General features: G+C 65.5%; 20 protein-coding genes. 11 read left to right on the top strand and 9 right to left on the bottom strand.

Annotated features, from left to right (window positions below; all coding sequences use genetic code 11):
* Positions 1-13 precede the first annotated feature (13 nt).
* The 7 genes from topA to P8X75_03070 all read right to left on the bottom strand — a co-directional run bounded on the left by topA (position 14) and on the right by P8X75_03070 (position 9,117).
* On the bottom strand, positions 14-2,593 hold the full coding sequence (gene topA, locus P8X75_03100) for a type I DNA topoisomerase (GenBank protein MEJ1994187.1): 2,580 nt from the start codon (positions 2,591-2,593) through the stop codon (positions 14-16).
* 109 nt (positions 2,594-2,702) lie between these two features.
* Positions 2,703-3,824: a DNA-processing protein DprA gene (gene dprA / locus P8X75_03095; protein ID MEJ1994186.1), complete on the bottom strand. Its 1,122-nt coding sequence runs from the start codon at positions 3,822-3,824 to the stop codon at positions 2,703-2,705.
* A 91-nt stretch (positions 3,825-3,915) separates the two neighbouring features.
* Positions 3,916-4,536 (bottom strand): glycerol-3-phosphate 1-O-acyltransferase PlsY, encoded by a 621-nt coding sequence (gene plsY, locus P8X75_03090; protein MEJ1994185.1) that lies wholly within the window; start codon positions 4,534-4,536, stop codon positions 3,916-3,918.
* Positions 4,537-4,579: 43 nt separating this feature from the next.
* Entirely contained in the window at positions 4,580-5,896 is a 1,317-nt protein-coding gene (gene pyrC, locus P8X75_03085; protein MEJ1994184.1) for a dihydroorotase, read from the bottom strand.
* The gene (locus P8X75_03080; GenBank protein ID MEJ1994183.1) at positions 5,893-6,882 is read right to left on the bottom strand and encodes an aspartate carbamoyltransferase catalytic subunit; all 990 of its coding nucleotides are present in this window, start codon (positions 6,880-6,882) and stop codon (positions 5,893-5,895) included. Before P8X75_03080 ends, pyrC begins: the two co-directional genes overlap by 4 nt.
* A gap of 58 nt (positions 6,883-6,940) precedes the next feature.
* Positions 6,941-8,158 (bottom strand): CaiB/BaiF CoA-transferase family protein, encoded by a 1,218-nt coding sequence (locus tag P8X75_03075; GenBank protein MEJ1994182.1) that lies wholly within the window; start codon positions 8,156-8,158, stop codon positions 6,941-6,943.
* 44 nt (positions 8,159-8,202) lie between these two features.
* Complete coding sequence (locus P8X75_03070) at positions 8,203-9,117, bottom strand: AEC family transporter (GenBank protein MEJ1994181.1); 915 nt, start codon at positions 9,115-9,117, stop codon at positions 8,203-8,205.
* Between the two features lie 254 nt (positions 9,118-9,371).
* On the opposite strand from P8X75_03070, the gene P8X75_03065 reads away from it, so the two are divergent.
* Both P8X75_03065 and P8X75_03060 read left to right on the top strand, forming a co-directional pair.
* Positions 9,372-10,322: an ABC transporter permease gene (locus P8X75_03065; GenBank protein MEJ1994180.1), complete on the top strand. Its 951-nt coding sequence runs from the start codon at positions 9,372-9,374 to the stop codon at positions 10,320-10,322.
* A gap of 13 nt (positions 10,323-10,335) precedes the next feature.
* Complete coding sequence (locus P8X75_03060) at positions 10,336-11,268, top strand: ABC transporter permease (protein MEJ1994179.1); 933 nt, start codon at positions 10,336-10,338, stop codon at positions 11,266-11,268.
* 153 nt (positions 11,269-11,421) lie between these two features.
* On the opposite strand, the gene P8X75_03055 is transcribed toward P8X75_03060, so the two are convergent.
* Together P8X75_03055 and P8X75_03050 are read right to left on the bottom strand one after the other, a co-directional pair.
* Entirely contained in the window at positions 11,422-12,258 is an 837-nt protein-coding gene (locus P8X75_03055) for a universal stress protein (GenBank protein MEJ1994178.1), read from the bottom strand.
* Positions 12,259-12,370: 112 nt separating this feature from the next.
* Positions 12,371-13,957, bottom strand: a complete 1,587-nt coding sequence (locus tag P8X75_03050) for an ABC transporter substrate-binding protein (protein MEJ1994177.1) — start codon at positions 13,955-13,957, stop codon at positions 12,371-12,373.
* Positions 13,958-14,236: 279 nt separating this feature from the next.
* Here P8X75_03050 and P8X75_03045 point away from each other — a divergent pair, with 279 nt between their 5' ends.
* The 9 genes from P8X75_03045 (at position 14,237) to alr (ending at position 26,167) form a co-directional block, all read left to right on the top strand.
* The gene (locus tag P8X75_03045; protein ID MEJ1994176.1) at positions 14,237-15,622 is read left to right on the top strand and encodes an aspartate aminotransferase family protein; all 1,386 of its coding nucleotides are present in this window, start codon (positions 14,237-14,239) and stop codon (positions 15,620-15,622) included.
* 222 nt (positions 15,623-15,844) lie between these two features.
* A complete protein-coding gene (hemA, locus tag P8X75_03040) occupies positions 15,845-17,056 on the top strand; it encodes a 5-aminolevulinate synthase (GenBank protein ID MEJ1994175.1) in 1,212 nt (403 codons plus the stop codon).
* Positions 17,057-17,364: 308 nt separating this feature from the next.
* Positions 17,365-18,474, top strand: a complete 1,110-nt coding sequence (locus tag P8X75_03035) for an ABC transporter ATP-binding protein (protein MEJ1994174.1) — start codon at positions 17,365-17,367, stop codon at positions 18,472-18,474.
* Between the two features lie 87 nt (positions 18,475-18,561).
* Positions 18,562-19,662 carry an extracellular solute-binding protein gene (locus P8X75_03030; GenBank protein MEJ1994173.1) on the top strand — a complete coding sequence of 367 codons (1,101 nt, stop codon included), beginning with the start codon at positions 18,562-18,564 and terminating at the stop codon, positions 19,660-19,662.
* A 102-nt stretch (positions 19,663-19,764) separates the two neighbouring features.
* Complete coding sequence (locus P8X75_03025) at positions 19,765-21,030, top strand: ABC transporter permease (GenBank protein ID MEJ1994172.1); 1,266 nt, start codon at positions 19,765-19,767, stop codon at positions 21,028-21,030.
* A gap of 6 nt (positions 21,031-21,036) precedes the next feature.
* Positions 21,037-21,891 (top strand): ABC transporter permease, encoded by an 855-nt coding sequence (locus P8X75_03020; GenBank protein ID MEJ1994171.1) that lies wholly within the window; start codon positions 21,037-21,039, stop codon positions 21,889-21,891.
* A 235-nt stretch (positions 21,892-22,126) separates the two neighbouring features.
* On the top strand, positions 22,127-23,365 hold the full coding sequence (locus P8X75_03015; protein ID MEJ1994170.1) for a cyclopropane-fatty-acyl-phospholipid synthase: 1,239 nt from the start codon (positions 22,127-22,129) through the stop codon (positions 23,363-23,365).
* A gap of 121 nt (positions 23,366-23,486) precedes the next feature.
* Positions 23,487-25,010 carry a replicative DNA helicase gene (locus P8X75_03010; protein MEJ1994169.1) on the top strand — a complete coding sequence of 508 codons (1,524 nt, stop codon included), beginning with the start codon at positions 23,487-23,489 and terminating at the stop codon, positions 25,008-25,010.
* A gap of 8 nt (positions 25,011-25,018) precedes the next feature.
* Entirely contained in the window at positions 25,019-26,167 is a 1,149-nt protein-coding gene (gene alr, locus P8X75_03005; GenBank protein ID MEJ1994168.1) for an alanine racemase, read from the top strand.
* The last annotated feature ends 29 nt before the right edge of the window (positions 26,168-26,196 follow it).

Genomic DNA, 26,196 nt, shown 5'->3' with positions numbered 1-26,196 from the left:
AGAAGGTCGGGGATCAGCCCTTGCCGGCTTTTTCGCCCTTCTTGGCCCCGGCCTTCTTGGCCCCGGCCTTCTTGCCGCCCTTTTTCTGGGCGATCAGCTCGAGCGCCTGCTCAAGAGTTACGTCATCGACCTCCGCGCCCTTGGGCAGGCTGGCGAAGGTCCGCTTGTGCTTCACATAGGGGCCATAGCGGCCCTTGTTCAAGGTGATCTCGCCGCCGTCCGGATGCTCGCCCAGGCGGCGCAGGGGTTCCGCCCCGCCCTTCTTCGGCGCTTCGGCCAGCAGCGTCACCGCGCGGTTGAGGCCGATGGTCAGCACGTCTTCGTCCGCGGGAATGTTCACATAGCGGCCCTGGTAGCGGATGTAGGGGCCATAGCGCCCGATCCCTGCTTCGACCGGCTCGCCACTGTCCGGATGGGGCCCGATCTCTCGCGGCAGCGACAAGAGCTTCAGCGCGCGCTCCAGATCGACGTCGCCCGGGTCCATGCCCTTTGGCAGCGATGCGCGCTTTGGCTTCTCCTTGCCCTCCGGCTCGCCCAACTGGACGTAGATGCCGTAGGGGCCCTTGCGCAGGCTCACGTCCTTGCCCGTCTCCGGGTCCTGGCCGAGGGTGCGCGGAAGCTCACCCGCCTGACCGGCGTCGCCGTCGCCATTGCCGGGCACGCCCAGCGGGCGGGTGTAGCGGCACTCCGGATAGTTGGAACAGCCGATGAAGCCCCCGGTCTTGCCGAGCCGCAGACCGAGCCGCCCGGCCCCGCAGGAGGGGCAAAGGCGCGGGTCCTTCTCCGGGTTCTCCGGGTCCTGGGGGAAGAAGTGCGGGCCTAGGTCCTCGTCCAGCGCGTCGATCACGTCGGAAATCTTGAGGTCCTTGGTGTCGGCGATGGCGGCCGAAAAAGCGTCCCAGAACTGGCGCAGCACCGCTTTCCAGTCGATGCGCCCGCCGGAGATGTCGTCGAGCTGCTCTTCGAGCTGGGCGGTGAAGTCGTACTCCACGTAGCGCTCGAAGAAGGAAGAAAGGAAGGCCGTCACCAGCCGTCCCCGGTCCTCGGGAAAGAAGCGGCGCTTGTCCAGACGCACGTAGTCACGGTCCTGAAGCACCTGCAGGATGGAGGTGTAGGTCGAGGGGCGGCCGATCCCCAGTTCTTCCAGACGCTTGATGAGGCTGGCCTCGGAATAGCGCGGCGGCGGCTGGGTGAAGTGCTGTTCGGCCTTGGCGTCCTTCAGGCCGCAGTTCTCGCCCTCGTGCAGACGCGGCAGACGGCGCGAGGACTCCTCGTCGCCGGAATCGTCCCGCCCTTCCTCATAGAGCTTCAGGAAGCCGTCGAAGAGCACCACCGAACCGCTGGCGCGCAGTGTGGCCGCACCCCCGTCGACCGACAGATCGACGGAGGTCTGGTTCATGCGGGCCGATTCCATCTGGCTGGCCAGGGTGCGCTTCCAGATCAGCTCGTAGAGCTTCATCTCGTCGGCGTCCAGATAGGCGCGCATGGCGTTGGGCCGGCGCGCCAGGTCGGTGGGGCGCACGGCCTCGTGGGCTTCCTGCGCGTTCTTCTGCTTGCTCTTGTAGATGCGCGGCGACTTGGGCAGGTAGGCGCTGCCGTACTCGCTCTCCAGCAGGCGCCGCGCGCCGTCGATGGCCTCCTGGGAAAGCTGGACGCCGTCGGTACGCATGTAGGTGATGAGACCGACCGTCTCGCCGCCCAACTCCACGCCCTCGTACAGCTTCTGCGCCGTGCGCATGGTCTTGGAGGCGCCGAAACCCAGTTTGCGCGAGGCTTCCTGCTGCAGGGTCGAGGTGGTGAAGGGCGGCTGCGGATTGCGCCGCACCAGCTTCTCGTCGAGGCTCGACACGCGGATCGAGGAAGACTCCTTCAGGATCTTCAGCGCGCGGTCCGCGGCCTCCTTGGTCTTGATGTCCAGGCGGTCGATCTTCTCGCCGCCGAGCTGGCTGAGCCGGGCCTGGAAGGCCTCGCCCTCGCCGCTGGAGAGTTCGGCCTCGATGGACCAGTATTCCTGCGGCTTGAAGACCTCGATCTCGGCCTCCCGCTCGCAGATCAGACGCAGCGCGACGGACTGCACGCGGCCTGCGGACTTGCTGCCGGGCAGCTTGCGCCAAAGGATCGGAGAGAGCGTGAACCCCACGAGGTAGTCGAGCGCGCGCCGGGCGAGATAGGCGTCGATCAGTTCCTGGTTCAGCTCGCGGGGATGCTCGAAGGCCTCCTGCACCGCCTTCTTGGTGATCTCGTGGAAGACGACCCGCTGGACGTCAACGTCCTTCAGGGCGCGGCGGCGGTTCAACTCCTGGGCAATGTGCCAGGAAATGGCCTCGCCCTCCCTGTCGGGGTCAGTGGCGAGATAGAGCTTATCGGCCCCGCGCACCAACTGGGCGATCTCCTTAAGCCGCTTGTCGCCGCGGCCATCGACGTCCCAGATCATGGCGAAGTCGTTGTCCGGGTCCACCGATCCGTCCTTGGGCGGCAGGTCGCGGACATGGCCATAGCTGGCGACCACCTCAAAGTCCTTGCCCAGGTACTTGTTGATGGTTTTCGCCTTGGCGGGCGACTCGACGATGACGATCTGGCGCGCTTGACTCATGAACTCCCTGACGTCGCTTTGGTCTTTTGGACTCAAGTCTTCCGGCGGGCGGATAGAAGGGACAGTAGCGCGCCCGAACCCGCAGTGAACCTGGTCACACGTCAACACGTCAGGTCAGGAGCGATACCTTGTTTCCAGGGTGGCGTTCTATGCGCCCGGCGAGCTCCAGTTCCAACAGCACGGTGTTGACGACCGCCGCAGAGAATTGGCACTCGCGGACCAGTTCGTCAACCGCGACGGCTGCGGGAGACAGGAGAGACAGCAGGGACGAGCGGGCTTCCTGGAGCTGTTCCTCGCTCGGATTGGCCAGGGGTGCGGGAGAGAAATCACGGTTCTCCGGCTCGGCCAGCGGCGGCTCCGTCATGGGGCCCAGGGCGGCGATTATCTCCTCCGCGCTCTCCACCAGAAGCGCGCCCTTCTTGATCAGGTCGTTGCCGCCGCGCGCCCTGGGGTCGGCGGGCGAACCGGGCACGGCGAAGACCTCCCTGCCCTGCTCGGCGGCGAAGCGCGCGGTGATCAGCGAGCCGGAGCGCAGCGCCGCCTCCACCACCAGAACGCCCAGCGAAAGACCGGAAACAATGCGGTTGCGGCGCGGGAAGTGACGCGCCTGCGGCTGGGTCCCGAGCGGCTGTTCGGCCAGAAGCAGTCCCGCGTTGGCGATCTCCTCATGCAGGGTCCGGTTCTCCTCGGGGTAGATCTGGTCGATGCCCCCCGCGAGCACAGCCACCGTGCCGCCGCCGAGCGCGCCTTGGTGAACCGCCGCGTCGATGCCCCGCGCGAGGCCGGAGGCGACGAGGAACCCGGCCTCGGCCAGCGCCGCGGCGAAGTCGCGCGCCAGACGCTTGCCCGCCAGGGAGGCGTTGCGCGCGCCCACCACGGCGACCGTGGGCCGGGCCAGCAGGCTCACATGCCCGATGGCCGCCAGGACCGGCGGCGCATCGTCGATCGCAGCCAGGGCGCGCGGGTAGTCGCGCTCGCCCCGGCAAAGCAAGCGGCCATGCAGCTTCGCAAGCGCGGCGAACTCCTTCTCCGCCGCCGACTTCTGGAAGATGCGCAGCGGCTTGCTGCGGCCACCCCGGCGCGAGAGTTCGGGTAACGCATCGAGCGCGGCGCCGGCGCTGCCATAGGCCGAGAGCAGGTCCCGAAAGGTGATCGGGCCGACGTTCTCGCTGCGGATGAGCCGCAGCCAGTCGAGCCGTTCCTGGTCGGTGAAAGTGCGCGCCCCTGACATGGCGCCGAATTTCAACGGGTCAGCGGCGTCCGGTCAATCATTAAGAGCATGATAACGCGCGAATTAATCGTTTTGCGATTTCGGGTGGGCACTATTCCCGTTTTCTGCCGATCCTCGGCTCTTCGCCCTTCAGCATCCGGCGGATGTTGGCGTGGTGGCGAATCCAAGCCAGCAGGGCCAGAAAGCCGGTGAACTGCACCAGTTGCAGATCGCCATAGTAGAGCCAGGCGAAGAGCGGACTGGCGGCCAGCGCGAGCAGGGCGGCCAGCGAGGAGATGCGGAAGACCGCCGCCACCAGCAGCCAGGTGGCGCAGGCCGCGAGCCCCACGGGCCAAGCGACCGCGATCAGGGTGCCCAGCGTCGTGGAGACGCCCTTGCCGCCCCTGAACCCCAGCCAGACCGGAAAGTTATGGCCGAGAACGGCGGCGGCGCCCGCCACAAGCATGGCGTCGGGCCCCCAATGCTTGGCGATCAACGCCGCGATGGCGCCCTTGCCTGCGTCGAGAAGCAGCGTCAGGGCGGCCAGATCCTTGCGCCCGGTCCGCAGCACGTTGGTGGCCCCGATGTTGCCCGAGCCCATCTTGCGGAGGTCGCCGAGGCCGGCCAGCCGCGTCAGGATCAGGCCAAAGGGCAGCGATCCGAAAAGATAGCCGCCCAGAAGCGCGGCCAGCAGGTAGGGCCAGGCATATTCCCAGGATATCGGATCGGGCATGGCTTTCGGGTCTCCTTGCCTGCCGCGAGGAGGTCACCCCGCCTCAGCCGGTTTTGGGGCCAGCTTGGTAGATGGTGCGTCCGTCGACCACGGTGCGCAAGACCCGGCCCTGAACCGGGAAGCCGTCGAAGGGCGAGTTCTTGGATTTGCTGCGGAAGGCCAGGGTGTCGATCTGCCAGGGGCTCTCCAGGTCGATCAGCACCAGATCGGCGGGCAGGCCGCGCGCCAGACGCCCGGCGCCCAGCTTCAAGAGGTCCGCCGGTCCCTGGGTCAGCAGAGCGAGCAGGCGGGGCAGCTCCAGCTTGCCGCCATGCACCAGGCTCAAGGACAGCGGCAGCAGCGTCTCCAGCCCGACGATGCCGAACTCGGCCGCCGCGAAGGGCAGACGCTTGGAGTCCTGATCCTGCGGGCAGTGGTCGCTCGCGATGGCGTCGATGGTGCCGTCGGCCAGCCCCTCCACGATGGCGGCGCGGTCCTCCTCGCTGCGCAAGGGCGGGGAGACCTTGGCGAAGGTGCGGTAGTCGCCAACCGTGGTCTCGTTCAGCATGAAGTAGTGCGGGGCCGTGTCGCAGGTTACCGCGAGCCCCTTGGCCTTGGCCGCGCGGATCACCTCCAGCGAGGCGGCGCAGGAGACATGGGCCACGTGATAGCGCCCCTTGGTCATCTCGACGAGGCGGAGGTCCCGCTCGATCATCATCACCTCGGTGAGAGGATGCAGCCCCGAAAGGCCGAGGCGCGTCGCCAGCTCGCCGCTGTTCATCACGCCGGACCCGGTCAGCGTGGGTTCAGCCGGGTGCTGGATGATCAACTGGTCGAAGGCCCCGGCGTAGGCGAGCGCGCGGCGCATCACGCCAGGGTCGCCCACCGCCTTTACGCCGTCGGTGAAGCCGAGCGCGCCGTACTCGTCGAGCAGACCGATCTCGGTGATCTCCTTGCCCTCGAGGCGGCGCGTCAGCGCGGCGTAGCTGAAGACCTTGGCGAGCTTTTCCTCGCGCGCCCGGCGCGCCACGAACTCCAGACCCGAGACGTCGTCCACCACCGGCTCGGTGTTGGGCAGCGCGACCATGGAGGTGACGCCCCCGGCGGCGGCGGCGAGCCCCGCGCTGTGAATCGTCTCCTTATGCTCCTGGCCCGGCTCTCCCACCTGCACGCGCATGTCGACGAGGCCGGGCGCGAGCACCGCGCCGCCGCAGTCGATGATCTCGGCGTCATCCGGCAGGCCGTCCTGGAAAAGCTGCGGGCCGAGGTCGAGGATCACGCCCCCCTCGGTCAACAGCGCGCCCGGCGCGTCCAGGCCGCTGGCGGGATCGACCAGCCGGGCGTTGACGAAGGCGCGGCGCACTCCGTTGGCGGCGCTCATGACGTCCCCTCCCCAGCCGCTTCGTGGCCGCCCCGAAGGCTGCGGGTCAGCAGGTCGAGGCAGGCCATGCGCACGGCCACGCCCATCTCGACCTGATCGCGGATCAGGGAGCGGTCCAGGTCGTCGGCCAGTTCGCTATCGATCTCCACGCCCCGGTTCATGGGGCCCGGGTGCATCACCAGCGCGTCCGGCTTGGCGAGCGCCAGCTTCTCCTGATCCAGCCCGAAGAAGCGGAAGTATTCCCGGATCGACGGGACGTAGGACCCCTGCATGCGCTCGGTCTGGAGCCGCAGCATCATCACGATGTCCACCCCGTCCAGCCCTTCGCGCATGTTGGTGAAGGCCTCGACCCCCATGCGCTCCACCTGGCTCGGCATCAGGGTCGGCGGCGCGATGAGCCGAACCCGCGCGCCCAGCGCGCTCAAGAGGTGAATGTTCGAGCGCGCCACGCGGCTGTGCAGGATGTCGCCGCAGATCGCGACCGTCAGGCCGGAGATGCGGCCCAGCCGCCGCCGGATGGTGAGCGCGTCCAGGAGCCCCTGGGTCGGGTGCTCGTGGCTGCCGTCGCCTGCGTTGATGACCGCGCAGTTCACCTTCTCCGAAAGCAGGCTGACCGCGCCGGAGTCCGAGTGGCGCACCACCAGCACGTCCGGGTGCATGGCGTTCAGCGTCATGGCGGTGTCGATCAGCGTCTCGCCCTTTTTGATCGAGGAGGTCGAAACCGACATGTTGATGACGTCCGCGCCCAGCCGCTTGCCCGCCAGCTCGAAGGAGGTCCGGGTGCGCGTCGAGGATTCGAAGAAGAGATTGATGACCGTGCGGCCTTCGAGCAGGTCGAGCTTCTTCATCTCCCGCCGGTTGATGTCGACGTAGGAGTCCGAGAGGTCCAGAAGAAACGTGATCTCTTCCGCTGTCAGTCCGGCGATGCCGAGAAGATGACGATGCGGATAGCGCGATGTGTCGAGTGAGGCTGCCTTGGCACACATGTCGAAGCGGGTTTATGGCACCGAAGGGCGAGTCGCGCAAGAAAAGGCGGCCTCCGGCCTAGACGACCCCCTTGTCGCGCAAGGCCGCCAGCGCCTCCGGCGAGAGATTCAGAAGCTCCCTCAGGACCTGCTCGCTGTGCTGGCCCAGGTGCGGCGGCGGGCTGTCCAGGCGCACCGGCGTTCTAGAAAAGCGGATGGGGTTGTTGACCAGCGATACCTTGCCGCCCTTCGCGTCCGGCAGCGCCATGTCGATCTTCATGCCGCGCGCGATGACCTGCGGGTCCTCGAAGACTTGCGCCAGGTTGTTGACCGGGCCGCAGGGCACGTTCACAGCACTCAACCCCTCGACCCATTCGCTCTGGGTCTTGGACTTCGTGATCTCGAACAGCAGATCGTAGAGCGCACGGCGGTTGGCCAGGCGCGCGCTGTTGGTCGAAAACCGTGGATCGCCCGCCAGTTCCGAACAGCCCGCGAAATCGCAGAAGCGTTTGAACTGACCGTCGTTGCCAGCAGCGAGAATGAAGTAACCGTCCGAGGCGGGCATGACGCGGTAGGGCACGATGTTGGGGTGCTCGCTGCCTTGGCGCTTGGGCACCTCGCCTGAGGTCAGGTAGTTGGTCGCCTCGTAGGTCAGCCAGGCAACCTGCGAATCCAGGAGGCTGAGGTCGATGTACTGTCCCTCTCCGCTGCGGTCGCGGTGGCGCAGCGCCGCCAGTATGGCGTTGGAGGCGTAGAGGCCGCAGACGATGTCGGCGATGCCGATGCCGACCTTGATCGGCTCGCCCTCGGGCTCGCCCGTCAGGCTCATGATGCCGCCCATGCCCTGGGCCAGATAATCGTACCCGGCGCGCGGCGCATAGGGGCCGGTCTGGCCGAAACCGGTGATCGAGCAATAGAGGATATCGGGGCGCACGGCCTTCACCGCCTCGTAGTCCAGGCCGTACTTCTTAAGCCCGCCGGTCTTGAAGTTCTCCACCAGGATGTCGCATTGAGCGATCAGCTTTCGCGCCAGGTCCTGTCCTTCCGGCTGGGCGATGTCGAGGGTCACCGAGAGCTTGTTGCGGTTCGAGGAGAGGAAGTAGGCGGAGAGGTCGCTGTCCCGGCCCTCCGCGTCCTTGACGTAGGGCGGCCCCCACTTGCGGGTGTCGTCGCCCTCGCCGGGCCGCTCGATCTTGATGACCTCGGCGCCCAGGTCGGCCAGAAGCTGCGTGCAGGTCGGTCCGGCCAGGACCCGCGTCAGGTCGAAAACTCTCAAACCCTCAAGAGGCGCAGTCATGGCGTCGCGATTCCCTTCTCCAGCAAAGCTCTCCAGCACGGCCCTCAGGCAAGCCAACCGAGGACCAGGGGGATGGTCAGCATCGACAGCGCCGTCTGGCCGGTGGTGATCGCGGCCATCAGGCGATAGTCGCCCCCGAGTTGCCGGGACAGGATGTAGGCCGAGGTGGCCGTCGGCAAGCCGTTGTAGAGCAGCGCCACGCCCAGAGCCGGCCCCTCCACACCCAGCAGCGCGCAACTGGCGGCGGTCAGCAGCGGCATGACGGCCAGTTTCAGCAGCGAACTGACGCCCAGAAGCGCCCCGCCCCTGCGCGCGGCCTCAAGGTCCAGGGCCGCGCCCACGGCCAGGAGACCCAAGGCCAGGGCCGCGCGGCCCAGTATCTCCAGCATGGGACCCAGGACCGGCGGCAGGCCGATGCCGCTCACGTTCAACAGAAGGCCGATGAGACAGCCGAGGATCAGGGGATTGCGCGCCAGCTCCCGCAGCACGCGGGGCTGCTTGCCGTCGCCCCGGTCGCCGAAGCGGACCAGCGCCGTGACGCAGAGCACATTGACCAGCGGCACGATGGCGATCACCGCCACCGCGGCCTTGGCGAGACCGTCCGACCCATAGAGCGCGAAGGAGACGGCGAAGCCGATGTAGGTGTTCATCCGGATCGCTCCTTGCAGGAAGGAGCCGAACTCCGGGCCGCTCATGCCCAAGAAGCGCTTCAGCAACAAGGTGATGGGGACCATGGTCAGGATAGCGGCGTCGATGGCGGCCACCATCGGCAAGACTTCGCCGAGATCGAGGTCGCTCTTCGCCAGGGAACTGATGAGCAACGCCGGGAAGAGCACGAAGTAAGTGAGCCGCTCCACGCCGTTCCAGAAGGTGGCGTCAAAGGGCGCGCGCCTGGCGACGAGACTGCCAAGGAAAATCAACAGAAAGACCGGCAGGACGGCGAGAGCGACTGTCTGCATGCTTCGGCTCGGTTCCTTGAAAAGAGTCGCGCACCCGGGGTCGAGGCCCCGGCGGGAAGCGCCATCGGGAGAAGGTCATTCGAACGGTTGGGTCCGCCGCCGTCAAGGCGGCCGGCAGTCCCGTATCGAAAGCCAACCCTTTTACAAGTCTGCGCACGGCGCTACCGTCCTTGCCGGTCGGCAGGGTGCCGGGGCCTGCCGGCAGGCTGCCGGGCGGCGCGCCTTCGGGCTGGTGTAAGGGTGGAAGGAGAGGCATGGCGGGATACCTGCTGCGGCGAACCGCGGAGATCATCTTCGTGCTGCTTTTGCTGTCCTTTTGCATCTACGGCCTGATCGGGTTGATGCCGGGCGATCCGATCGACCTGATGATCAACGCCGACCCCGACCTCACCACCGAAGACGCCCAGCGGCTGAAAGCCCTCCTGGGGTTGGAGCGGCCCATCCACGAGCGCTATCTCGCCTGGCTCGGTCAGGCGCTCAACGGCGACTTCGGCTACTCGCGGCTCTTCTCCCAGCCGGTGCTGGAACTGATGGGCCCGCGCCTGTGGAACTCGGTGCTGCTGATGGGGCTCTCGCTGGCGCTGGCGCTCGCCATCGCCCTGCCGCTCGGGATCATCGCGGCGGCCCGGCGGCACGGTCTCTTCGACGGGTTGGTCAACCTCTTCGCCTTCGCCGGCATCTCCGTGCCGCCCTTCTGGCTCGCGATCCTGCTGATTCTCCTGTTCGCCGTCACGCTCGGCTGGCTCCCCGCCAGCGGCATGGGCGACAGCGGCGATCCCTGGTGGGCGCGGGCGCGCTATCTGGTCCTGCCGGTCATGGCCCTGACGCTCGCCAGCGTGGGCGGCTTTCTCCGCTTCACCCGCGCCTCGGTGGCAGAGGCGGCGCGGCAGGACTACGTGCGAACGGCCGCCGCGAAGGGGCTTTCCGAGCGCCGCATCCTTCTGGGGCACGTGCTGCGCAACGCCATGATCCCGGTGGTGACGGTCGTGGCGCTCAATTTCGGCACGCTCTTCTCCGGCGCCCTGATCACCGAGACCATCTTCGGCTGGCTCGGCATGGGCAAGACCATCTACGACGCGATCATGGGATCGGACTACAATCTGGCGCTGGCCGGGCTGCTGTTCGCCGCCGCCGTCACCCTCATCGCCAACCTGCTGGCCGATCTGGCCTACGCCTGGCTCGACCCGAGGATCACCTACCGATGATGCGGACCTGGCCATGAGCGACTTTCACCTAGCCGCCGAGGCCCAGGCCGCGCTGGAGCCGGGGCTTTCCACCCGCCGCCTGCTGCTGCGCCGCTTCCTGCGGCACCGCCTGGCGGTCGGCTCGTTGATCTTCCTGCTGCTGCTGGCCGCCGCCGTATCCGGGGCGCCGCTCGTGGAGGGTTGGCTGGGCTTCGGGCCGGACGACGTTGACCTTTTCAACCGCTCCTCCGGCCCCTCGGCCAAGCATCCGCTCGGCACCGACGAACTGGGGCGCGATCTGCTGCTGCGCCTGCTCTATGGCGGACAGGTCTCGCTTCTGGTCGGCCTGGCCGCGGCGGTTGGCGCCATGGCGCTCGGCAGTCTGATCGGCATCTTCGCCGGGTATCGGGGCGGCTGGACCGACTCCTTTCTGATGCGCCTGACCGATGGCGTCATCGCGCTACCGATCCTGCCGCTGCTGATCGTCTTCGCCGCGATCGATCCCGGAAAGCTGGGACTGCCGGCGGGCGGCGGCAGCGACGTGCTGCGCATCGTGGTGATCATCGTGCTGGTCGGCTGGACCACCGTCGCCCGGCTGGTGCGCGGCGCGGCGCTCAGCCTGAAGCAGCGGGAGTTCGTGCGCGCCGCCGAGGCGTTGGGCGCGTCGCCCTGGCGGATCATGAGCCGTCATATCCTGCCCAACTGCGCCTCGCCGATCCTGGTGGCGACCACGCTTTCGGTCGGCAACATCATCCTGCTTGAAAGCGTTCTGAGTTTCCTGGGGCTCGGCATTCAGCCGCCCCTGCCCTCCTGGGGCAACATGCTGACCGGCGCGCAGGACCTGATCTACTCCGCCCCCCAACTCGCGGTCTGGCCAGGTCTGCTGATCTTCCTGACGGTGATCGCCTTCAACTTCCTGGGCGACGGTCTTCAGGACGCCCTGGATCCCAAGGCGCGGAACCTCTGATTAAAAAATGGCCCCGCTTCCAGAATGGCTTCTTTGAGGAAGCCGAAGGAAGCAGGGCCAAGGAAGCACCGGCCGTGGGAGTGACCAGCCGCGGCCGGGCCGGAGAGAAGGTTCCTTTGAAGGGGCGGAGCCCCTAGCGAGAGGCCGTCGCCTCTAGTGCGACATGAAGACCGGCGCGGTCATTTGCTGAAGGATCTTCAGCGTGACGCCGCCCAAGACCAGTTCGCGCGTGCGGGAATGGCCGTATCCGCCCATGACCAGAAGGTCGGCGCCGATGTCCGCCATGCGGTCCAGGATCGCGTCTGCGATGGAGATGTCCTTGGCCTGAAGCTGCTGGACGTCCACCTTCACGCCGTGACGCGCCAGGTGCCGGGCGATATCGCTGCCGGGGTCGCGGCTCTCGTCGCGCTTTCCTTTGTTGACGACCATGATCACCACGCTGTCCGCGTCTTGGATCAGCGGCAGGGCGTCGTTGACCGCACGGGTGGCCTCGCGCCCGCCGTCCCAGGCGATGGCGACGGTCTTCCCGATGGGCCGCTGCAGGCCGACATAGGGGATCAGCAGGAGCGGCCGGCCGGATGCCAGCAAGACCTCTTCCGCCACCTCGCGGGAAAGGCTGGCGGAGTCGGTCTCGTCCTCCTGGCCCATCACCACCAGATCGCAGTGGCGCGCCTGCACGGAGATGGCGTCGGCGAGGGCGGCGTCGGGCGCGCGCAGGCTGCGCAGCTCGTATTCGACGCCGGATGCCTTGGCGGCCTTCTCGAACCGCTCGGCGGCGTTGGTCGAAATTTCGTTCAGAAAGTTCTCCTGCGCCTCCAGGGCTTCGCGCGGAAGGTTGTTGCGCAGATAGCCGGGCATGGAGGGGGCAGCGACCGCGACCAGGCCCGTTACGTGGGCGCCCTGTGCGTCGGCCAGCGCCAAGGTGGCGTCGATGCGCGCCTTGGCGGCCTTTGAGTCGTCGAGATGCAGAAGTATGTCCTTGATCGCCATGATCCTTGCGCCCTCCATCGCTATGTTTGGAGAGTTATGGACGCAAGCAAGGCCCGGCCTCATTGACCTGGATCAAGCCGGTGATCTTTCGTGGAAGCGAGAGGCGCCGCCGTCAGTTCATGCGCAAGCGCCAGAGCATCACCTGATCGTCGGCGCGCTGGGGCACCTCGACGCCGCTGGCGATACCCCAGGCGAGGCCCTGCTGGTGCAGGGGTATGTAGGCCCAGTCGCGGGCGACCTGCTGGAAGACCTCGGCGATCATGGCGGAGCGCTCATCCGCGTCCAGAGAGGATTCGATGCGGCGGCCCAGGGCGTCCACCTGCTCGTTGCAGTAGCCGCCGATATTGAAACGCCCGCGACCCCTGGCTCCCGGCTCCCGGCACAGGAAGAGGTTGTGAATGACGTTGTAGGGCTCCAGGGAGGACGGCAGCCAGCCGAAGAGATAGAAGGAACTGTCGTAGTCCGGCGCCAGGACCTTTGCGAAGAACTCGCTCTTCGGAAGGATCCTCAACCGCACCTCGATCCCGACCTCGCCCAGCATCGCCGCGATCTCGTTGCAGAGCGCCTCGTCGTTCAGATAGCGGTCGCGGGGACAGTCGAGCGGCACTTCCAGGCCGCTGGCATACCCGGCCTGAGCCAGCAGCGCGCGGGCCCGCTCAGGATTGTATTCCGGGCGCTTGATCGGCTCGGGAGGCCTGTAGAGGAACGGCGAGATCATCATGGCCGCAGGCGTCGAGAGGTTGCGCATGACGCGTTTCTTGATCCGCTCCACGTCGATCGCGAGATAGACCGCCTCGCGCACCCGCTGGTCCAGGAAAGGGTTGGGATGCGGCGGCTCGAATCCGCGCAGCAAGCGACGGTCCTGATCCATGCCGAGGAAGATGGTGCGCAGCTCCGGCCCGGTCATGACCGAGGCCACATCGCTGTCGTTGACGATCGGCACGGCCACGACGGGAACCGGCTGGATCAGGTCCGCCTTGCCTTCCAGCAAGGCCTTCACCCGCGCCTGTCCATCGGGTTCCGGCAGGAAGATCACCTCGGTCAGGTTGTGGGTCGCCTCGCCCCACCAGCCGGTGAAAGGCTCAAGGCGGGTGCGCTCGCCGGGCCTGCGCTCCACGACCCGGAAGGGCCCGGTGCCATTCGCGTTCAAGGCGGCATAGGCGCTGGCGGACTCCGGCAAGGCAGACGGCTGCTCGGCCCCGTGCTCTTCCGCCCACTCCCGATCGAGGATGTACCAGGAGGCCCACTCGGCGATCAGCCTGGGATTGGCTTTCGGGGTGGTGAACTCCACGGTGAAGTCGTCGATCTTCTCGATCTCGGTTCCCGTCGGCACGCGCCCGGCGACGTCCGAGCCTTCCGAGCGCACGCGCGCCAGGGAGAAGACCACATCGTCCGCGGTAAAGGCGTTGCCGTTGTGAAAGCGCACTCCGCGGCGCAGATTGAATCGCCAGCGGGTCGGGGATAGCTGCTCCCAACTTTCGGCGAGAGCGGGCCGGATGACCAGGTCCTGGTCCCTGCGGATCAAGCCTTCGTAGACGTTGCTGAGGAAGTTGAGCGTCGCGGACTCATTGCTGCCGTAAGGGTCGAGCGTCTGGATGTCGGACTGCTGCATCCACCGCAGGGTCTCGGCATGAAGCATGCCCGGCCGCGCGACTCCGGCGAGCAGACAGAAGCACAGCACTGCCAGGACACAACGCATGGGTCCTTACCGTTCCCCCACTAGACTACTTCTTTCCCGCGGACGCTGGATCAGCCTGTCGTAGAAGGCCTGCCAGCGCGGATCATCTTGATTTTCGGGCCGGCGCGAACGCGCCGACCGGTTGACCGCTGAGCCTAAGCGGACCGCAATTCCTGTCAACGCTTTCTATCCCTTTGCCCGCCGCTTGCCGCGGGTATAGTCTCTTGCCATTGGCTGGCGCGATGGCAGGACACCCGCCCCGCCGGCCAGGAGAAAACTCTTTCCATAGGAGCATCGCCCATGAGCGAGCGGTCGAATTCCCTGGCGATGCGGGACATCGCCCATGTCCTCCACCCCTATACCAATTGGGTCAAGCACGAGAAGGACGGCCCTCTGGTCATCGAAGAGGGCAAGGGCGTCTTCGTCACCGACAGCGAAGGCAAGCACTACATCGAGGGCATGGCGGGCCTCTGGTGCGCCTCGCTCGGGTTCGGCGAAGAGCGGCTGGTGCAGGCCGCCGCCGACCAGATGCGCAAGCTGCCCTTCTATCACTCCTTCGCGCACAAGAGCCACGGCCCGGCCATCGATCTGGCCGAACGGCTGACGGCGATGGCGCCGGAGGGGCTGGAACATGTCTTCTTCGCCAACTCGGGCTCCGAGGCCAACGACACCGTGGTGAAGTTCGTCTGGTTCTACAACAACGCGCTGGGCCGCCCGGAAAAGAAGAAGATCATCAGCCGGATCAAGGCCTATCATGGCGTCACGGTGGCCTCCGCCTCCATGACCGGCCTGCCCAACAACCACCGCGACTTCGATCTGCCGATCGCCAACATCCTGCACACGGACTGCCCGCACCACTACCGCTTCGCCGAACCCGGCGAGAGCGAAGAGGACTTCGCCACGCGCTGCGCTGAGTCTTTGGAACGCATGATCCTGGCCGAGGGTCCTGAAACCGTGGCCGCCTTCATCGGCGAACCGGTGATGGGCGCCGGCGGCGTGATCGTCCCGCCGGCTACCTACTGGGAGAAGATCCAGAAGGTTTGCCGGAAGTATGACGTGCTGGTGGTGGCCGACGAGGTGATCTGCGGCTTTGGGCGGACGGGCAAGATGTTCGGCTGCGAGACCTACGGCATCCAGCCCGACATCATGACGGTCGCCAAGCAGCTCTCCTCCTCCTACCTGCCGATCTCAGCCGTCCTGATCTCCGACGCGGTCTACAAGGCGACGGCCGAGAACTCGAACAAGATCGGCGTTTTCGGGCACGGCTTCACCTATTCCGGTCACCCGGTGGCCGCCGCCGTCGCGCTGGAGACCCTGAAGATCTATGAGGAGCGCGACATCCTGTCCCACGTCGCCAAGGTCGCCCCGCGCCTGCAGGAAGGACTGCGCCGCTTCGAAGACCACCCGCTGGTGGGCGAGGTACGCGGCGTAGGCCTCGTGGCCGCGGTGGAGCTCGTTGCCGACAAGGCTACGAAGGCCCCCTTCGACCCGCCGGGCAAGGTGGGCGCCGCCTTCGACAAGCTGGTGCGCGACCATGGCCTGATCCTGCGTAACATGGTCGATGCGATCGCCGTCTGTCCGCCTCTGATCATCACCGAAGCCGAGGTCGACCTGCTGCTTGAGCGTTTCGGCGCGGCCCTGGACGACACCTTGGCCTGGATGCGTCAGGAAGGGATGGCGGCCTGACTTGGGGAGGCTTGAGGCCGGACAAGCACGGTACGGCGCTTGCGGCATAACGCCCCACCGGCCTTTGCGCCGGTGGGCTTTGCCCCCTACCAATGGGGGACGAAGACGCGCTATAAATTGAAAAACGGGAACTCGAAAAAACGGGAAAGCGGAGCGTGACACCGCTGCTTGGGCAAAGTCCCTCGCCGCCGGTGACTCAAACGACACGCTCGAATGGGTGGAATGGATTACGACAGTTATTTCAAGCAGCAGTTGGACGCGCTGAAGGCGGAAGGGCGCTACCGGAGCTTCGCGGAACTGGAGCGCCGGGCAGGTGATTTCCCCAACGCGAACCGCTTTGTCGGCGACCGCCAGCAGCCGGTCACGGTCTGGTGCTCCAACGACTATCTCGGCATGGGCCAGCACCCGGAAGTGCTCGCCGCGATGCAGAGGGTGATCGCGGACTGCGGCGCCGGGGCCGGCGGCACGCGCAACATCTCCGGCACCACCCATGAGCACGTCCTGCTGGAGCGCGAACTGGCCGACTGGCACGGCAAGGAAGCGGCGCTGATCTTCACCTCCGGCTATGTCGCCAACTGGACCGCGCTCACCACGCTGGCCGCGCGCCTGCCCAACTGCATCGTCTTTTCCGATTCCATGAACCACGCCTCGATGATCGAGGGCATCCGCCACAGCCGGGCGGAAAAGCGCGTCTTCAAGCACAACGACGCCGCGGATCTGGAGCGCCAGTTGATGGCCGCCCCGCCCGAGGCCTCCAAGATCATCGCCTTCGAGTCGGTCTATTCCATGGACGGGGACAAGTCGCCCATCGGGGCCTTCTGCGAACTCGCCAAACGCTATGGCGCGCTCACCTATCTCGATGAAGTCCATGCCGTGGGCCTCTACGGAGAGCGCGGCAGCGGCGTGGCGGAGGAGATGGGCGTCGCCGATCAGGTCGATCTCATCCAGGGGACCCTCGGCAAGGCGGTCGGCTGCATCGGCGGTTACATCGCCGCCAGCGCCGCGCTCTGCGATTTCGTGCGCTCCTATGGCTCGGGCTTCATCTTCACGACGGCCCTGCCGCCCGCGATCGCCGCGGGCGCCCGACGGTCGGTCCAGATTCTAAAGGCCAGCCCCGAGCTTCGCCGCAAGCATCAGGAGCGTGCGCAGCGCATGAAGGACCTGCTGGCCTCCAACGGTTTCCCGGTGATGCCGTCACAAAGTCACATCGTGCCGGTTCTGGTCGGCGACGCGCAGCGCTGCAAGCTCCTGACCGACATCCTGCTGGAAGACCATGGAATCTATGTCCAGCCGATCAACTACCCCACGGTGCCGCGTGGCACCGAAAGGCTGCGTTTGACCCCCTCGCCCCTGCATGACGATGCCGCAATGCAGCGCTTCATAGAGGCCTTAACGGAAGCCTGGGCGAAGGTCGGACTGAAACGCGCTGCGTGACGTTTTTTCCAACGCCCTGAAAATAAAAGATTTTTCGGAAGCTTGACCATCGTGTGACAGCCCCCCTATGCTTCGCCCTAATAAATGAGGGTCAGAGAACAGGGACCAGGGCTTCTCGACCGCGGCGCATAATGTCCCCGAAAAGATGGGACGGCGAACGCGGCCTTTTGGTGCAGCGCAAGAACTGCGCCTTCGCCTTGCTTTCCACTTGTTGCTCGAAGAACGCCTCGAACAACGGCCTCATGGTCGTTGGCCGTACGCAGCGGTCGGCGCCGGCGGGCCAGGGAACAGAAAGGATGGGCAGGTTCATGGAGTCTAGCAGCGGGACCGACAGCGACATCATCGTCAAGTTCGACCGTGTCCAGAAGAGCTATGACGGCGAGACGCTGGTCGTGAAGGACTTCAACGTCGACATCGAGCGCGGCGAGTTCCTGACAATGTTGGGACCCTCGGGTTCAGGCAAGACGACCTGCCTGATGATGCTCGCGGGCTTCGAACCGGCGACGCACGGCGAGATATTCCTCAATGGCAAGCCGATCAACAACGTGCCGCCGCACAAGCGCGGCATCGGGATGGTGTTCCAGAACTACGCGCTCTTCCCCCACATGACCGTGGCTGAGAACCTCGCCTTCCCGCTCAAGGTCCGCAATCTGGACAAGGCGACCGTCGAGCAGAAGGTCAAGCGCGCCCTCGACATGGTGCAGCTTCCGCAGATGGCCGGTCGCCGTCCCGCGCAGCTCTCAGGCGGCCAGCAGCAGCGTGTCGCCGTCGCCCGCGCCCTGGTGTTCGAGCCCGATCTGGTGCTGATGGACGAACCGCTCGGCGCTCTCGACAAGAACCTGCGCGAAGAAATGCAGTTCGAGATCAAACACATCCACGAACGGCTCGGCGTTTCCGTGGTCTACGTGACCCACGATCAGTCCGAGGCGCTCACCATGTCCAACCGCATCGCCGTCTTCAACGACGGTGTGGTGCAGCAGCTCGCGGCGCCCGAGGTGCTCTATGAAAAGCCCTCGAACGCCTTCGTGGCGCAGTTCATCGGTGAGAACAACAAGCTCTACGGCAAGGTGTCCGACATCAGCGGGGAGACCGCTTCGGTCACGCTCGACTCGGGCACCCAGGTCAAAGCCCTGGCGGTCAACTGCGGTGGCGTCGGAGAACGCACCACCCTGTCGATCCGGCCGGAGCGCGTGCTGCTCGGCGACGAGGGCGCGGACAACAAACTGACAGGAAAGGTCGTCGAGCTGATTTACCTCGGCGATCACATCCGCTCCCGGATGGAAGTTGCGGGGCATGACGACTTCATCGTCAAGGTCCCCAACAGCCACCGGCATGCGGCTTTGAAGGTTGGAGAGGAAACCCCCATCGGATGGGTGACGGAAGATTGCCGCGCCCTGGATGTCTGGGAAGCTGCTTGATCTAACCCTTTGCTGGGATCCGCCACGCCCGAGACGGATCCGGCCCCATAGATTTTCTTCGGGCACTGAAAGAACAGGGAGTAAGCAATGAAGTTCACATACCTAGCTGCTGCGTCCGCCGCCGCGCTGGTCGTCGCCTCCGCCGCCAAGGCCGAGGACATGACCATCGTGTCGTGGGGAGGCGCCTACTCGGCGTCTCAGCAGAACGCCTACCATGAGCCTTACATGGAAAAGAATCCTGAGGTGAACATCATCAACGACGAGTCCTCCGCGGAGGCCGTCGCCAAGCTGCGCGCCATGGCCGAGGCCGGGAACGTGACTTGGGACGTCGTTGACGTGGTCGCCGCCGACGCCATCCGCCTCTGCGACGAGGGTTTGGCCATGGAGATCGATCCGGACACCATGCTGGCCCCGGCCCCGGACGGCACCCCCGCTTCCGAGGACTTCGGCGACCTGCTGGTCTCCGACTGCTTCATTCCGCAGATCGTCTACTCCACCACCTTCGGCTACCGCACCGACGTCGCCGAGTGGAACGGCAATGAGCCGGACGACATCTGTGACGTCTTCGATCTGGAGAACTTCCCCGGCACCCGCAGCCTGGAGAAGCGCCCGATCAACAACGTCGAATGGGCCCTGCTCTGTGACGGCGTGGCGGCTGAGGACGTCTATGACGTGCTCTCCACCGAGGAAGGCGTTGATCGCGCTCTCGCCAAGCTCGACACCATCAAGGACAGCGTGATCTGGTGGTCCGCCGGCGCCGAGACGCCGCAGCGCCTCGCCGACGGTGAGGCCGTGATCGGCTCCACCTACAACGGCCGTCTCTTCTCCGTGATCGAGGAGCAGAACCAGCCGGTGAAGATGCTGTGGGACTGGCAGGTCTTCGACCTGGACGGCTGGATCATCCCGGCCGGTCTCAGCGAGGAGCGTAAGAAGCGCGCTCTCGACTACATCTACTTCGCCACCGACACGCAGCGTCTTGCGGATCAGGCCAAGTACATCTCCTACGGCCCGGCTCGCAAGTCTTCCGCGCCGCTGGTTGGCAAGCACGCCGAACTCGGTATCGAGATGGCTCCGCACATGCCGACCGATCCGAACAACGCGAAGAACACGCTGCTCTATAACTACGAGTGGTGGGCCGACAACCGTGACGATCTGGACGCCAAGTTCCAGGTCTGGTTGACCCAGTAAGGCCTAAGAAGATCAGCCGGGGGCGGCCGTTTCACGCCGTCCCCGGCCCTTGATCCCTTTTAAGACGTTCCTTTTTAGAACAACCCTGCAGGCGAGGCGGACATGAGCGAGACAACGGCCCAAGACGGCCCCATGCTGGCGGCGGACGGCACGCCACTGAAGGTCAGCCTGCAACGCGCCCTGCGCCGCCAGAAGCTCCGCGCCGTATTCCTGATCGCCCCGCTTCTGGCCTTCATCGTCATCACCTTCGTGATGCCCATCGCCGATATGCTTTACCGCTCGGTGGAGAACTCCATCGTGCCCGATACCCTGCCGCGCACCGTGGCGGCGCTGGAGGATTGGGACGCCACCTCAGGCGAGATGCCGCCCGAAGAAGTGTTCGCGGCGATGCATGCCGATCTGGTGATCGCCGAAGAAAAGAAGATCCATACGCGCGTCGGTTCGCGCCTCAACTATGAGACGCCCGGGATCTCCAGCCTGTTCCGCAAGACCGGACGCCGCGCGGACCGCATGGACGAAGGCAACTACCGCGAACAGTTCCTGGATATCGACAAGGACTGGGGCGACGTAGAGGTCTGGGCCACCATCAAACGCTACTCGGGCACGGTCACGGCGGGTTATTTCCTGAACGCCGTTGATGCGGAGCTGACCGCCGAGGGCGTTCAGATGAAGGATGAGGACGAGCGGATCTACCTCTACCTGCTCTGGCGGACCATGCTGCTATCAACCCTGATCACGCTGGCCTGCGCGGTCCTGGGCTATCCCATCGCCTTTCTGCTGGCCAATCTGCCGCTCAGGACATCGAACCTCTTGATGATTCTCGTGCTGCTGCCCTTCTGGACCTCGCTGCTGGTGCGCACCTCCTCCTGGATCGTGCTGCTGCAACAACAGGGCGTCCTGAACGACACGCTGGTTTCCCTCGGCATCGTCGGCGACCAAGACAGGTTGGAGCTGATGTACAATCAGACCGGCACGATCATCGCGATGACGCACATTCTGCTGCCCTTCATGATCCTGCCGCTCTATTCGGTGATGAAGACAATCTCGCCCTCCTACGTGCGCGCCGCCAAGTCCCTTGGCGCGACCGACTGGACGGCTTTCTGGAAGATCTACTTCCCGAACTCCCTGCCCGGCATCGGCGCCGGCGCGGTGCTCGTCTTCATTCTGGCCATCGGCTACTACATCACGCCGGAATTGGTCGGCGGCACCTCAGGCATCTTCATCTCGAACCGGATCGCCTATCACATCTCCTCGTCCCTCCACTGGGGCTTGGCGGCGGCCTTGGGCGTCATCCTGTTGTCGGTGATCCTGATTTTCTACTACGTCTACGACAAGATCGTGGGCATCGATAACGTGAAACTGGGGTAACGAGACATGTCAGGACTCCCTCCCTACGCCTCGCCGCTCCAGATCACCTGGTACTACGGTTTCCGGGTCATCTGCGCTCTGATCTTCTTCTTCCTGATCATGCCGATCATGGTGATCTTGCCGCTGAGCTTTAATGCGAGCGACTTCTTCACCTTCACGCCGGAAATGCTGCGCCTGGATCCGGACGGCTATTCGCTGAAGCACTACGAAGACTTCTTCACCAACAGCGATTGGCAGCAGGCGCTCTACAACTCCGTGCGTATCGCGCCGGTCGCGACCCTGCTCTCGACCAGCCTGGGAACGCTCGCCGCCATCGGGCTGTCGCAGCGGCACGTCCCCTTCCGGGGCGCCATCATGGCGATCCTGATCTCGCCAATGATCGTGCCGCTGATCATCTCCGCGGCTGGCATGTACTTCTTCTATTCGCGCATCGGCCTGCAAGGCACCTACTGGGGCGTGGTGCTGTCGCACGCGGCGCTCGGCACGCCCTTCGTCATCATCACCGTGACGGCCACCCTGGTCGGCTTCGACCAGAGCCTGGTGCGCGCTTCCGCCAGCCTTGGCGCGAACCCGGTCACGACCTTCTTCAAGGTCCAGATGCCGCTGATCATTCCCGGCGTCATCTCAGGCGCGCTCTTCGCCTTCATCACCTCCTTCGACGAGGTGGTGGTGGTGCTCTTCGTCGGCTCGGCCGGCGAGAAGACGCTGCCCTGGCAGATGTTCACCGGCCTGCGTGAGCAGATCTCTCCAACGATCCTGGCGGTCGCCTCGGTGCTGATCACCATCTCCATCATCCTGCTGACGGTCCTGGAACTGCTGCGCCGCCGTTCGGAGAGGCTGCGCGGCATGTCGCCCGGCTAAGCCGGCCTCCGAAAAAGACCGAACGACATGGAAAACCGGGGCCTTGGCGCCCCGGTTTTTCTTTTGGGCCTGGCCGATTTTGAACCGGTCCTTCGAGCCGCCTGTCGCAGGCCCGCTTGCAAGTCTGGTTGAAATAAGCCGGTCATGTTCGCTAGCATTTCGTCAGTTGGAGTAAAAACGGGCGCTTCCGGCCCCAATCCGGGTGCGCCGACAGCAATGCGGTCGAGGTGTGGCCATGCTGTTTCGTAAACTGATCGAAGCGACGGTGCGCGTCGGCGCGCTGAAAATGGTGGAGCCGGACGGCACGGCGACCCTGATGGGCGACGGCAGCAAGCCCAAGTGCACCCTTGCGGTGAAACGGTCGCCCAGCACCCACAAGCTGCTCGCCAACCCCGTGCTCGCCATCGCCGAAAGCTACATGGACGGCGATTGGAGCGTGGAGGACGGAGACCTGCGCGACTTCATGGAACTGGCCATGAAGAACTACGCGAACCTGGAGGGCCATCCGGTCACCAAGGCCGCGAACAAGATGCTGCGCCAGGGCCGGAACCTTCAGCAGTACAATCCCATCGGCAAGGCGCGCGAGAACGTCGCGCATCACTACGATCTCTCGCGCGAGCTCTACGACCTCTTTCTGGACAGCGACCGCCAGTACTCCTGCGCCTACTTCATGGACCCCGGCGACGATTTGGAGCGCGCCCAGGCGCAGAAAAAGCGCCACATCGCCGCCAAGCTCTACATCAAGCAGCCGGGCCTGAAGGTCCTGGACATCGGCTCCGGCTGGGGCGGTCTGGGTCTGTCGCTGGCGCGTGAGACCGGCTGCGATCTGACCGGCGTCACGCTCTCCACCGAACAGCACGGCCTCTCCTCCGAGCGGGTGAAGCAGGAAGGGCTGGAGGACAAGGTCCGCTTCGAGCTGCGCGACTATCGCGAGGTGAACGACACCTTCGACCGCATCGTTTCGGTCGGCATGTTCGAGCATGTGGGCAAGCGGAACTACGAGGAGTTCTTCCGGAAAACCTACGACCTTTTGGACGAGGACGGCGTGTTCCTGCTGCACACCATCGGGCGCTACAACGAGCCGGGACCGGTCAATCCCTTCATCCGCAAGTACATCTTCCCCGGCGGCGACCTGCCGACCCTGTCCGAGCTGACCCCGGTCATCGAGGACTCCGGCTTTTACATGATGGACATCGAGCTGCTGCGCCTCCACTACGCCGAGACGCTGCGCCACTGGCACGAGGCCTTCCAGCGCAACCGGGACAAGGTCCGGGACCTCTACGACGAGCGTTTCTGCCGCATGTGGGAGTTCTATCTGGTCGGCTCGGAGATGGGGTTCCGCCACGAGGGACTCGTGGTCTTCCAGATCCTTCTGGCCAAGAAGCAGGACGCCCTGCCGCTGACGCGCGACTTCATCACCGAGTGGGAGCAGGCCCACCCCCTGCCCTGGGAAAAGCAGAGCGCGGCCGAGTAGATAGGGTCGACTCCAGGCGCAGACTTATGATCGGAAAACAAGCGGAAGAATCTGTAAAGCGTTACCGATTCCCTCGCATTTAACTCCCTGTGGATAGATTTCGGCGGTGTAGTCTCCGGTCATGGAAACAGGCAACAGCAACATCCGTCCCCTTCGCGACGAAGAGCAGGACGCCCCGGTCCGCGAACTCCCCGTCAACTTCGAGGCAGAACAGGCGCTTCTGGGCGCGCTGCTCTCGAACAACGACGTGATGGAGCGCATCTCGGACTATCTGGAGCCCGATCACTTCGCCGATCCCGCGCACCAGCGTATCTTCGAGGCCTGCAAGACCCTGATCGACCGCAACCAGTTGGCGACCCCGGTCACGCTGAAGAACTACTTCGACCAGCGCGAGGAACTGACCGAGGTGGGCGGGGCGCAGTACCTGGCGAAGCTGGCCGGCTCGGTGGTCTCGATCATCAACGCCGGGGAATACGCCAAGACGATCCACGACCTTCATCTGCGCCGCGAGTTGATCGGGCTCGGCGAGCGGGTGGTCAACGAGGCCTTCACCTATGACCTCGACCGCCCCGCAAGCGTCCAGATCGAAACCGCCGAGGAACAGCTCTTCGGCCTGGCCGAGACGGGCTCCGCGGAAGCCGAGCTGACGCCCTTCAACAAGGCCTTGGCCGAGGCGATCCTGCAAGCCGAGTCCGCCTACAAGCGCGAAGGACAGCTCTCCGGCGTGCCGACCGGCTTGCGCGATCTGGACGAGTTGCTGGGCGGGCTGCACAAGTCGGACCTTTTGATCCTGGCCGCCCGTCCCGCCATGGGCAAGACGGCGCTGGCCACCAACATCGGCTTCAACGCCGCGCGCCGCTTGAAGTACGAGGAGACGGCCTCGGGCGAGCGCAAGGCCGTGGACGGCGCCGTGGTCGGCATCTTCTCCCTGGAGATGTCCTCCGAGCAGCTGGCGACCCGTATCCTGGCCGAGCAGAGCGAGATATCCTCTGAGAAGATCCGGCGTGGCGAGCTGAACGAGGAGGACTTCAACAGGCTGGTTCAGGTGCAGTCCGACCTCGACCGCCTGCCGATCTACATCGACGACACACCGGCCATCTCCGTCAGCCAGCTCCGGACCCGCGCGCGCCGCCTGAAGCGCCGCCACGATCTGGGCCTCATCATCGTCGATTACCTTCAGCTCATGCGCCCCTCCGGTTCCGCGCGCAGCGAGAACCGGGTGCAGGAGATCTCCGACATCTCGCGCGGGCTGAAGGCCATCGCCAAGGAATTGAACGTGCCGGTCCTGGCGCTCTCCCAGCTCTCGCGCGCGGTGGAGCAGCGGGAGGACAAGCATCCCCAACTGGCCGATCTGCGTGAGTCCGGTTCGATCGAGCAGGACGCCGACGTGGTGATGTTCATCTACCGTGACCAGTACTACCTGGAAAAGGCCGAGCCCACCCGCAGGCCGGACGAGGACCAGACCAAGTTCGATGAGCGCTACAGCGCCTGGCAACAGCGCTGCGAGGAGGCCTATGGCCTGGCCGAGGTGATCGTCGCCAAGCAGCGTCACGGCCCCACCGGCAAGCGCATGTTCCACTTCGACGGCGCAACCACGAAGTTCAGCGACTACGTGGGCCCCGACCACCTGCCCGAACGGTACTAAGGGACGCCATGCCGACCACGCCCCCGATCACGGCGCTGCCCGGCGACCCGGCGTTGGTATCGGGCCGGCTGACCATCGACCTCGACGCGCTCGCCGAGAACTGGCGCATCCTGAAAGGCCGCATGGGCGGCGGCGACTGCGCGGCGGTGGTCAAGGCCGACGCCTACGGCCTGGGCCTGCACAAGGCCGCCCCCGCTCTGGCGCGGGCCGGGGCGCGCGTCTTCTTCGTGGCGCTGCCGGAAGAGGGCTTGCGCCTGCGCGCGATCCTGGATGCGCTGTCCCTGCCGGAACGCCAGCAGATCTTCGTTCTGGGCGGCTTCCTGCCCGGCAACGCGCCAGCCTACCTGGAGACCGGCGTTCATCCGGTGCTCAACTCCCTGGAGCAGGTGGAACGCTGGAGCAAGCTCGCCGCCGAGCGTGAGGAGCGGCTTCCGGCCGTCCTGCACATCGACAGCGGCATCAACCGCCTGGGTCTTGGCCCGGACGAGCTGGAACGGCTGATCCAGCGCAGCGACTTGCTGGGGCCGATCGACCTCCGCTACATCATGACCCACCTAGCCTGCGCCGATGATCCGGAAGACCCCATGAACGCGTTCCAGCACGAACGCTTCAAGGCGGCGCTGGCGCAACTGCCACCCTGCCCCGCCAGCTTCGCCAATTCCTGCGGGCTTTTTCTGGGGCCGCACGCGCTCTTCGATCTGGGCCGGCCGGGCGTTGCGCTCTACGGCGTCAACCCGACCCCCAGCAAGCCGAACCCCATGCGCCAAGTGGTTACATTAGAAGGAAAAATCCTACAGGTTCGTTCAATTGACGCTGGTGATGCCGTTGGCTATGGTGCGTCCTACCGAGCTGAGGGGCCGAGGCGCATCGCCACGGTGGGAGTCGGCTACGCCGACGGGTATCTGCGCAGCCTGTCCGGGAAGGGCCGGGCGGTCTGTGGCGGAGCGATCGCGCCCATGACCGGACGCGTTTCCATGGACCTGTCGGCCTTCGACGTGACGCAGGCGCCCGAAGAGGCGGCCCGCGCCGGCGAATGGGTGGAGCTGATCGGCGCCGAGGTCACGCTGGATGAAATAGCGGAGACCGCGGGGACCATCGGCTACGAGATCCTGACGGACCTGGGCCGTCGCTACCAGCGTCTCTACCGCGGCGGATAACCCGTCGGGCGCAGACGCCTAGAGACTGA

The organism is Limibacillus sp., from assembly GCA_037379885.1.
Lineage (GTDB): Bacteria > Pseudomonadota > Alphaproteobacteria > Kiloniellales > CECT-8803 > JARRJC01.
Note: the sequence above shows the minus strand (reverse complement) of the source record. Positions and strands in the feature narration are given on the sequence as shown.

Bases quoted from the DNA above. Each gene is read 5' to 3' on its own strand.
- topA (MEJ1994187.1), bottom strand. From the start codon at position 2,593: ATGAGTCAAGCGCGCCAGATCGTCATCGTCGAGTCGCCCGCCAAGGCG.
- dprA (MEJ1994186.1), bottom strand. From the start codon at position 3,824: ATGTCAGGGGCGCGCACTTTCACCGACCAGGAACGGCTCGACTGGCTG.
- plsY (MEJ1994185.1), bottom strand. From the start codon at position 4,536: ATGCCCGATCCGATATCCTGGGAATATGCCTGGCCCTACCTGCTGGCC.
- pyrC (MEJ1994184.1), bottom strand. From the start codon at position 5,896: ATGAGCGCCGCCAACGGAGTGCGCCGCGCCTTCGTCAACGCCCGGCTG.
- P8X75_03080 (MEJ1994183.1), bottom strand. From the start codon at position 6,882: ATGTGTGCCAAGGCAGCCTCACTCGACACATCGCGCTATCCGCATCGT.
- P8X75_03075 (MEJ1994182.1), bottom strand. From the start codon at position 8,158: ATGACTGCGCCTCTTGAGGGTTTGAGAGTTTTCGACCTGACGCGGGTC.
- P8X75_03070 (MEJ1994181.1), bottom strand. From the start codon at position 9,117: ATGCAGACAGTCGCTCTCGCCGTCCTGCCGGTCTTTCTGTTGATTTTC.
- P8X75_03065 (MEJ1994180.1), top strand. From the start codon at position 9,372: ATGGCGGGATACCTGCTGCGGCGAACCGCGGAGATCATCTTCGTGCTG.
- P8X75_03060 (MEJ1994179.1), top strand. From the start codon at position 10,336: ATGAGCGACTTTCACCTAGCCGCCGAGGCCCAGGCCGCGCTGGAGCCG.
- P8X75_03055 (MEJ1994178.1), bottom strand. From the start codon at position 12,258: ATGGCGATCAAGGACATACTTCTGCATCTCGACGACTCAAAGGCCGCC.
- P8X75_03050 (MEJ1994177.1), bottom strand. From the start codon at position 13,957: ATGCGTTGTGTCCTGGCAGTGCTGTGCTTCTGTCTGCTCGCCGGAGTC.
- P8X75_03045 (MEJ1994176.1), top strand. From the start codon at position 14,237: ATGAGCGAGCGGTCGAATTCCCTGGCGATGCGGGACATCGCCCATGTC.
- hemA (MEJ1994175.1), top strand. From the start codon at position 15,845: ATGGATTACGACAGTTATTTCAAGCAGCAGTTGGACGCGCTGAAGGCG.
- P8X75_03035 (MEJ1994174.1), top strand. From the start codon at position 17,365: ATGGAGTCTAGCAGCGGGACCGACAGCGACATCATCGTCAAGTTCGAC.
- P8X75_03030 (MEJ1994173.1), top strand. From the start codon at position 18,562: ATGAAGTTCACATACCTAGCTGCTGCGTCCGCCGCCGCGCTGGTCGTC.
- P8X75_03025 (MEJ1994172.1), top strand. From the start codon at position 19,765: ATGAGCGAGACAACGGCCCAAGACGGCCCCATGCTGGCGGCGGACGGC.
- P8X75_03020 (MEJ1994171.1), top strand. From the start codon at position 21,037: ATGTCAGGACTCCCTCCCTACGCCTCGCCGCTCCAGATCACCTGGTAC.
- P8X75_03015 (MEJ1994170.1), top strand. From the start codon at position 22,127: ATGCTGTTTCGTAAACTGATCGAAGCGACGGTGCGCGTCGGCGCGCTG.
- P8X75_03010 (MEJ1994169.1), top strand. From the start codon at position 23,487: ATGGAAACAGGCAACAGCAACATCCGTCCCCTTCGCGACGAAGAGCAG.
- alr (MEJ1994168.1), top strand. From the start codon at position 25,019: ATGCCGACCACGCCCCCGATCACGGCGCTGCCCGGCGACCCGGCGTTG.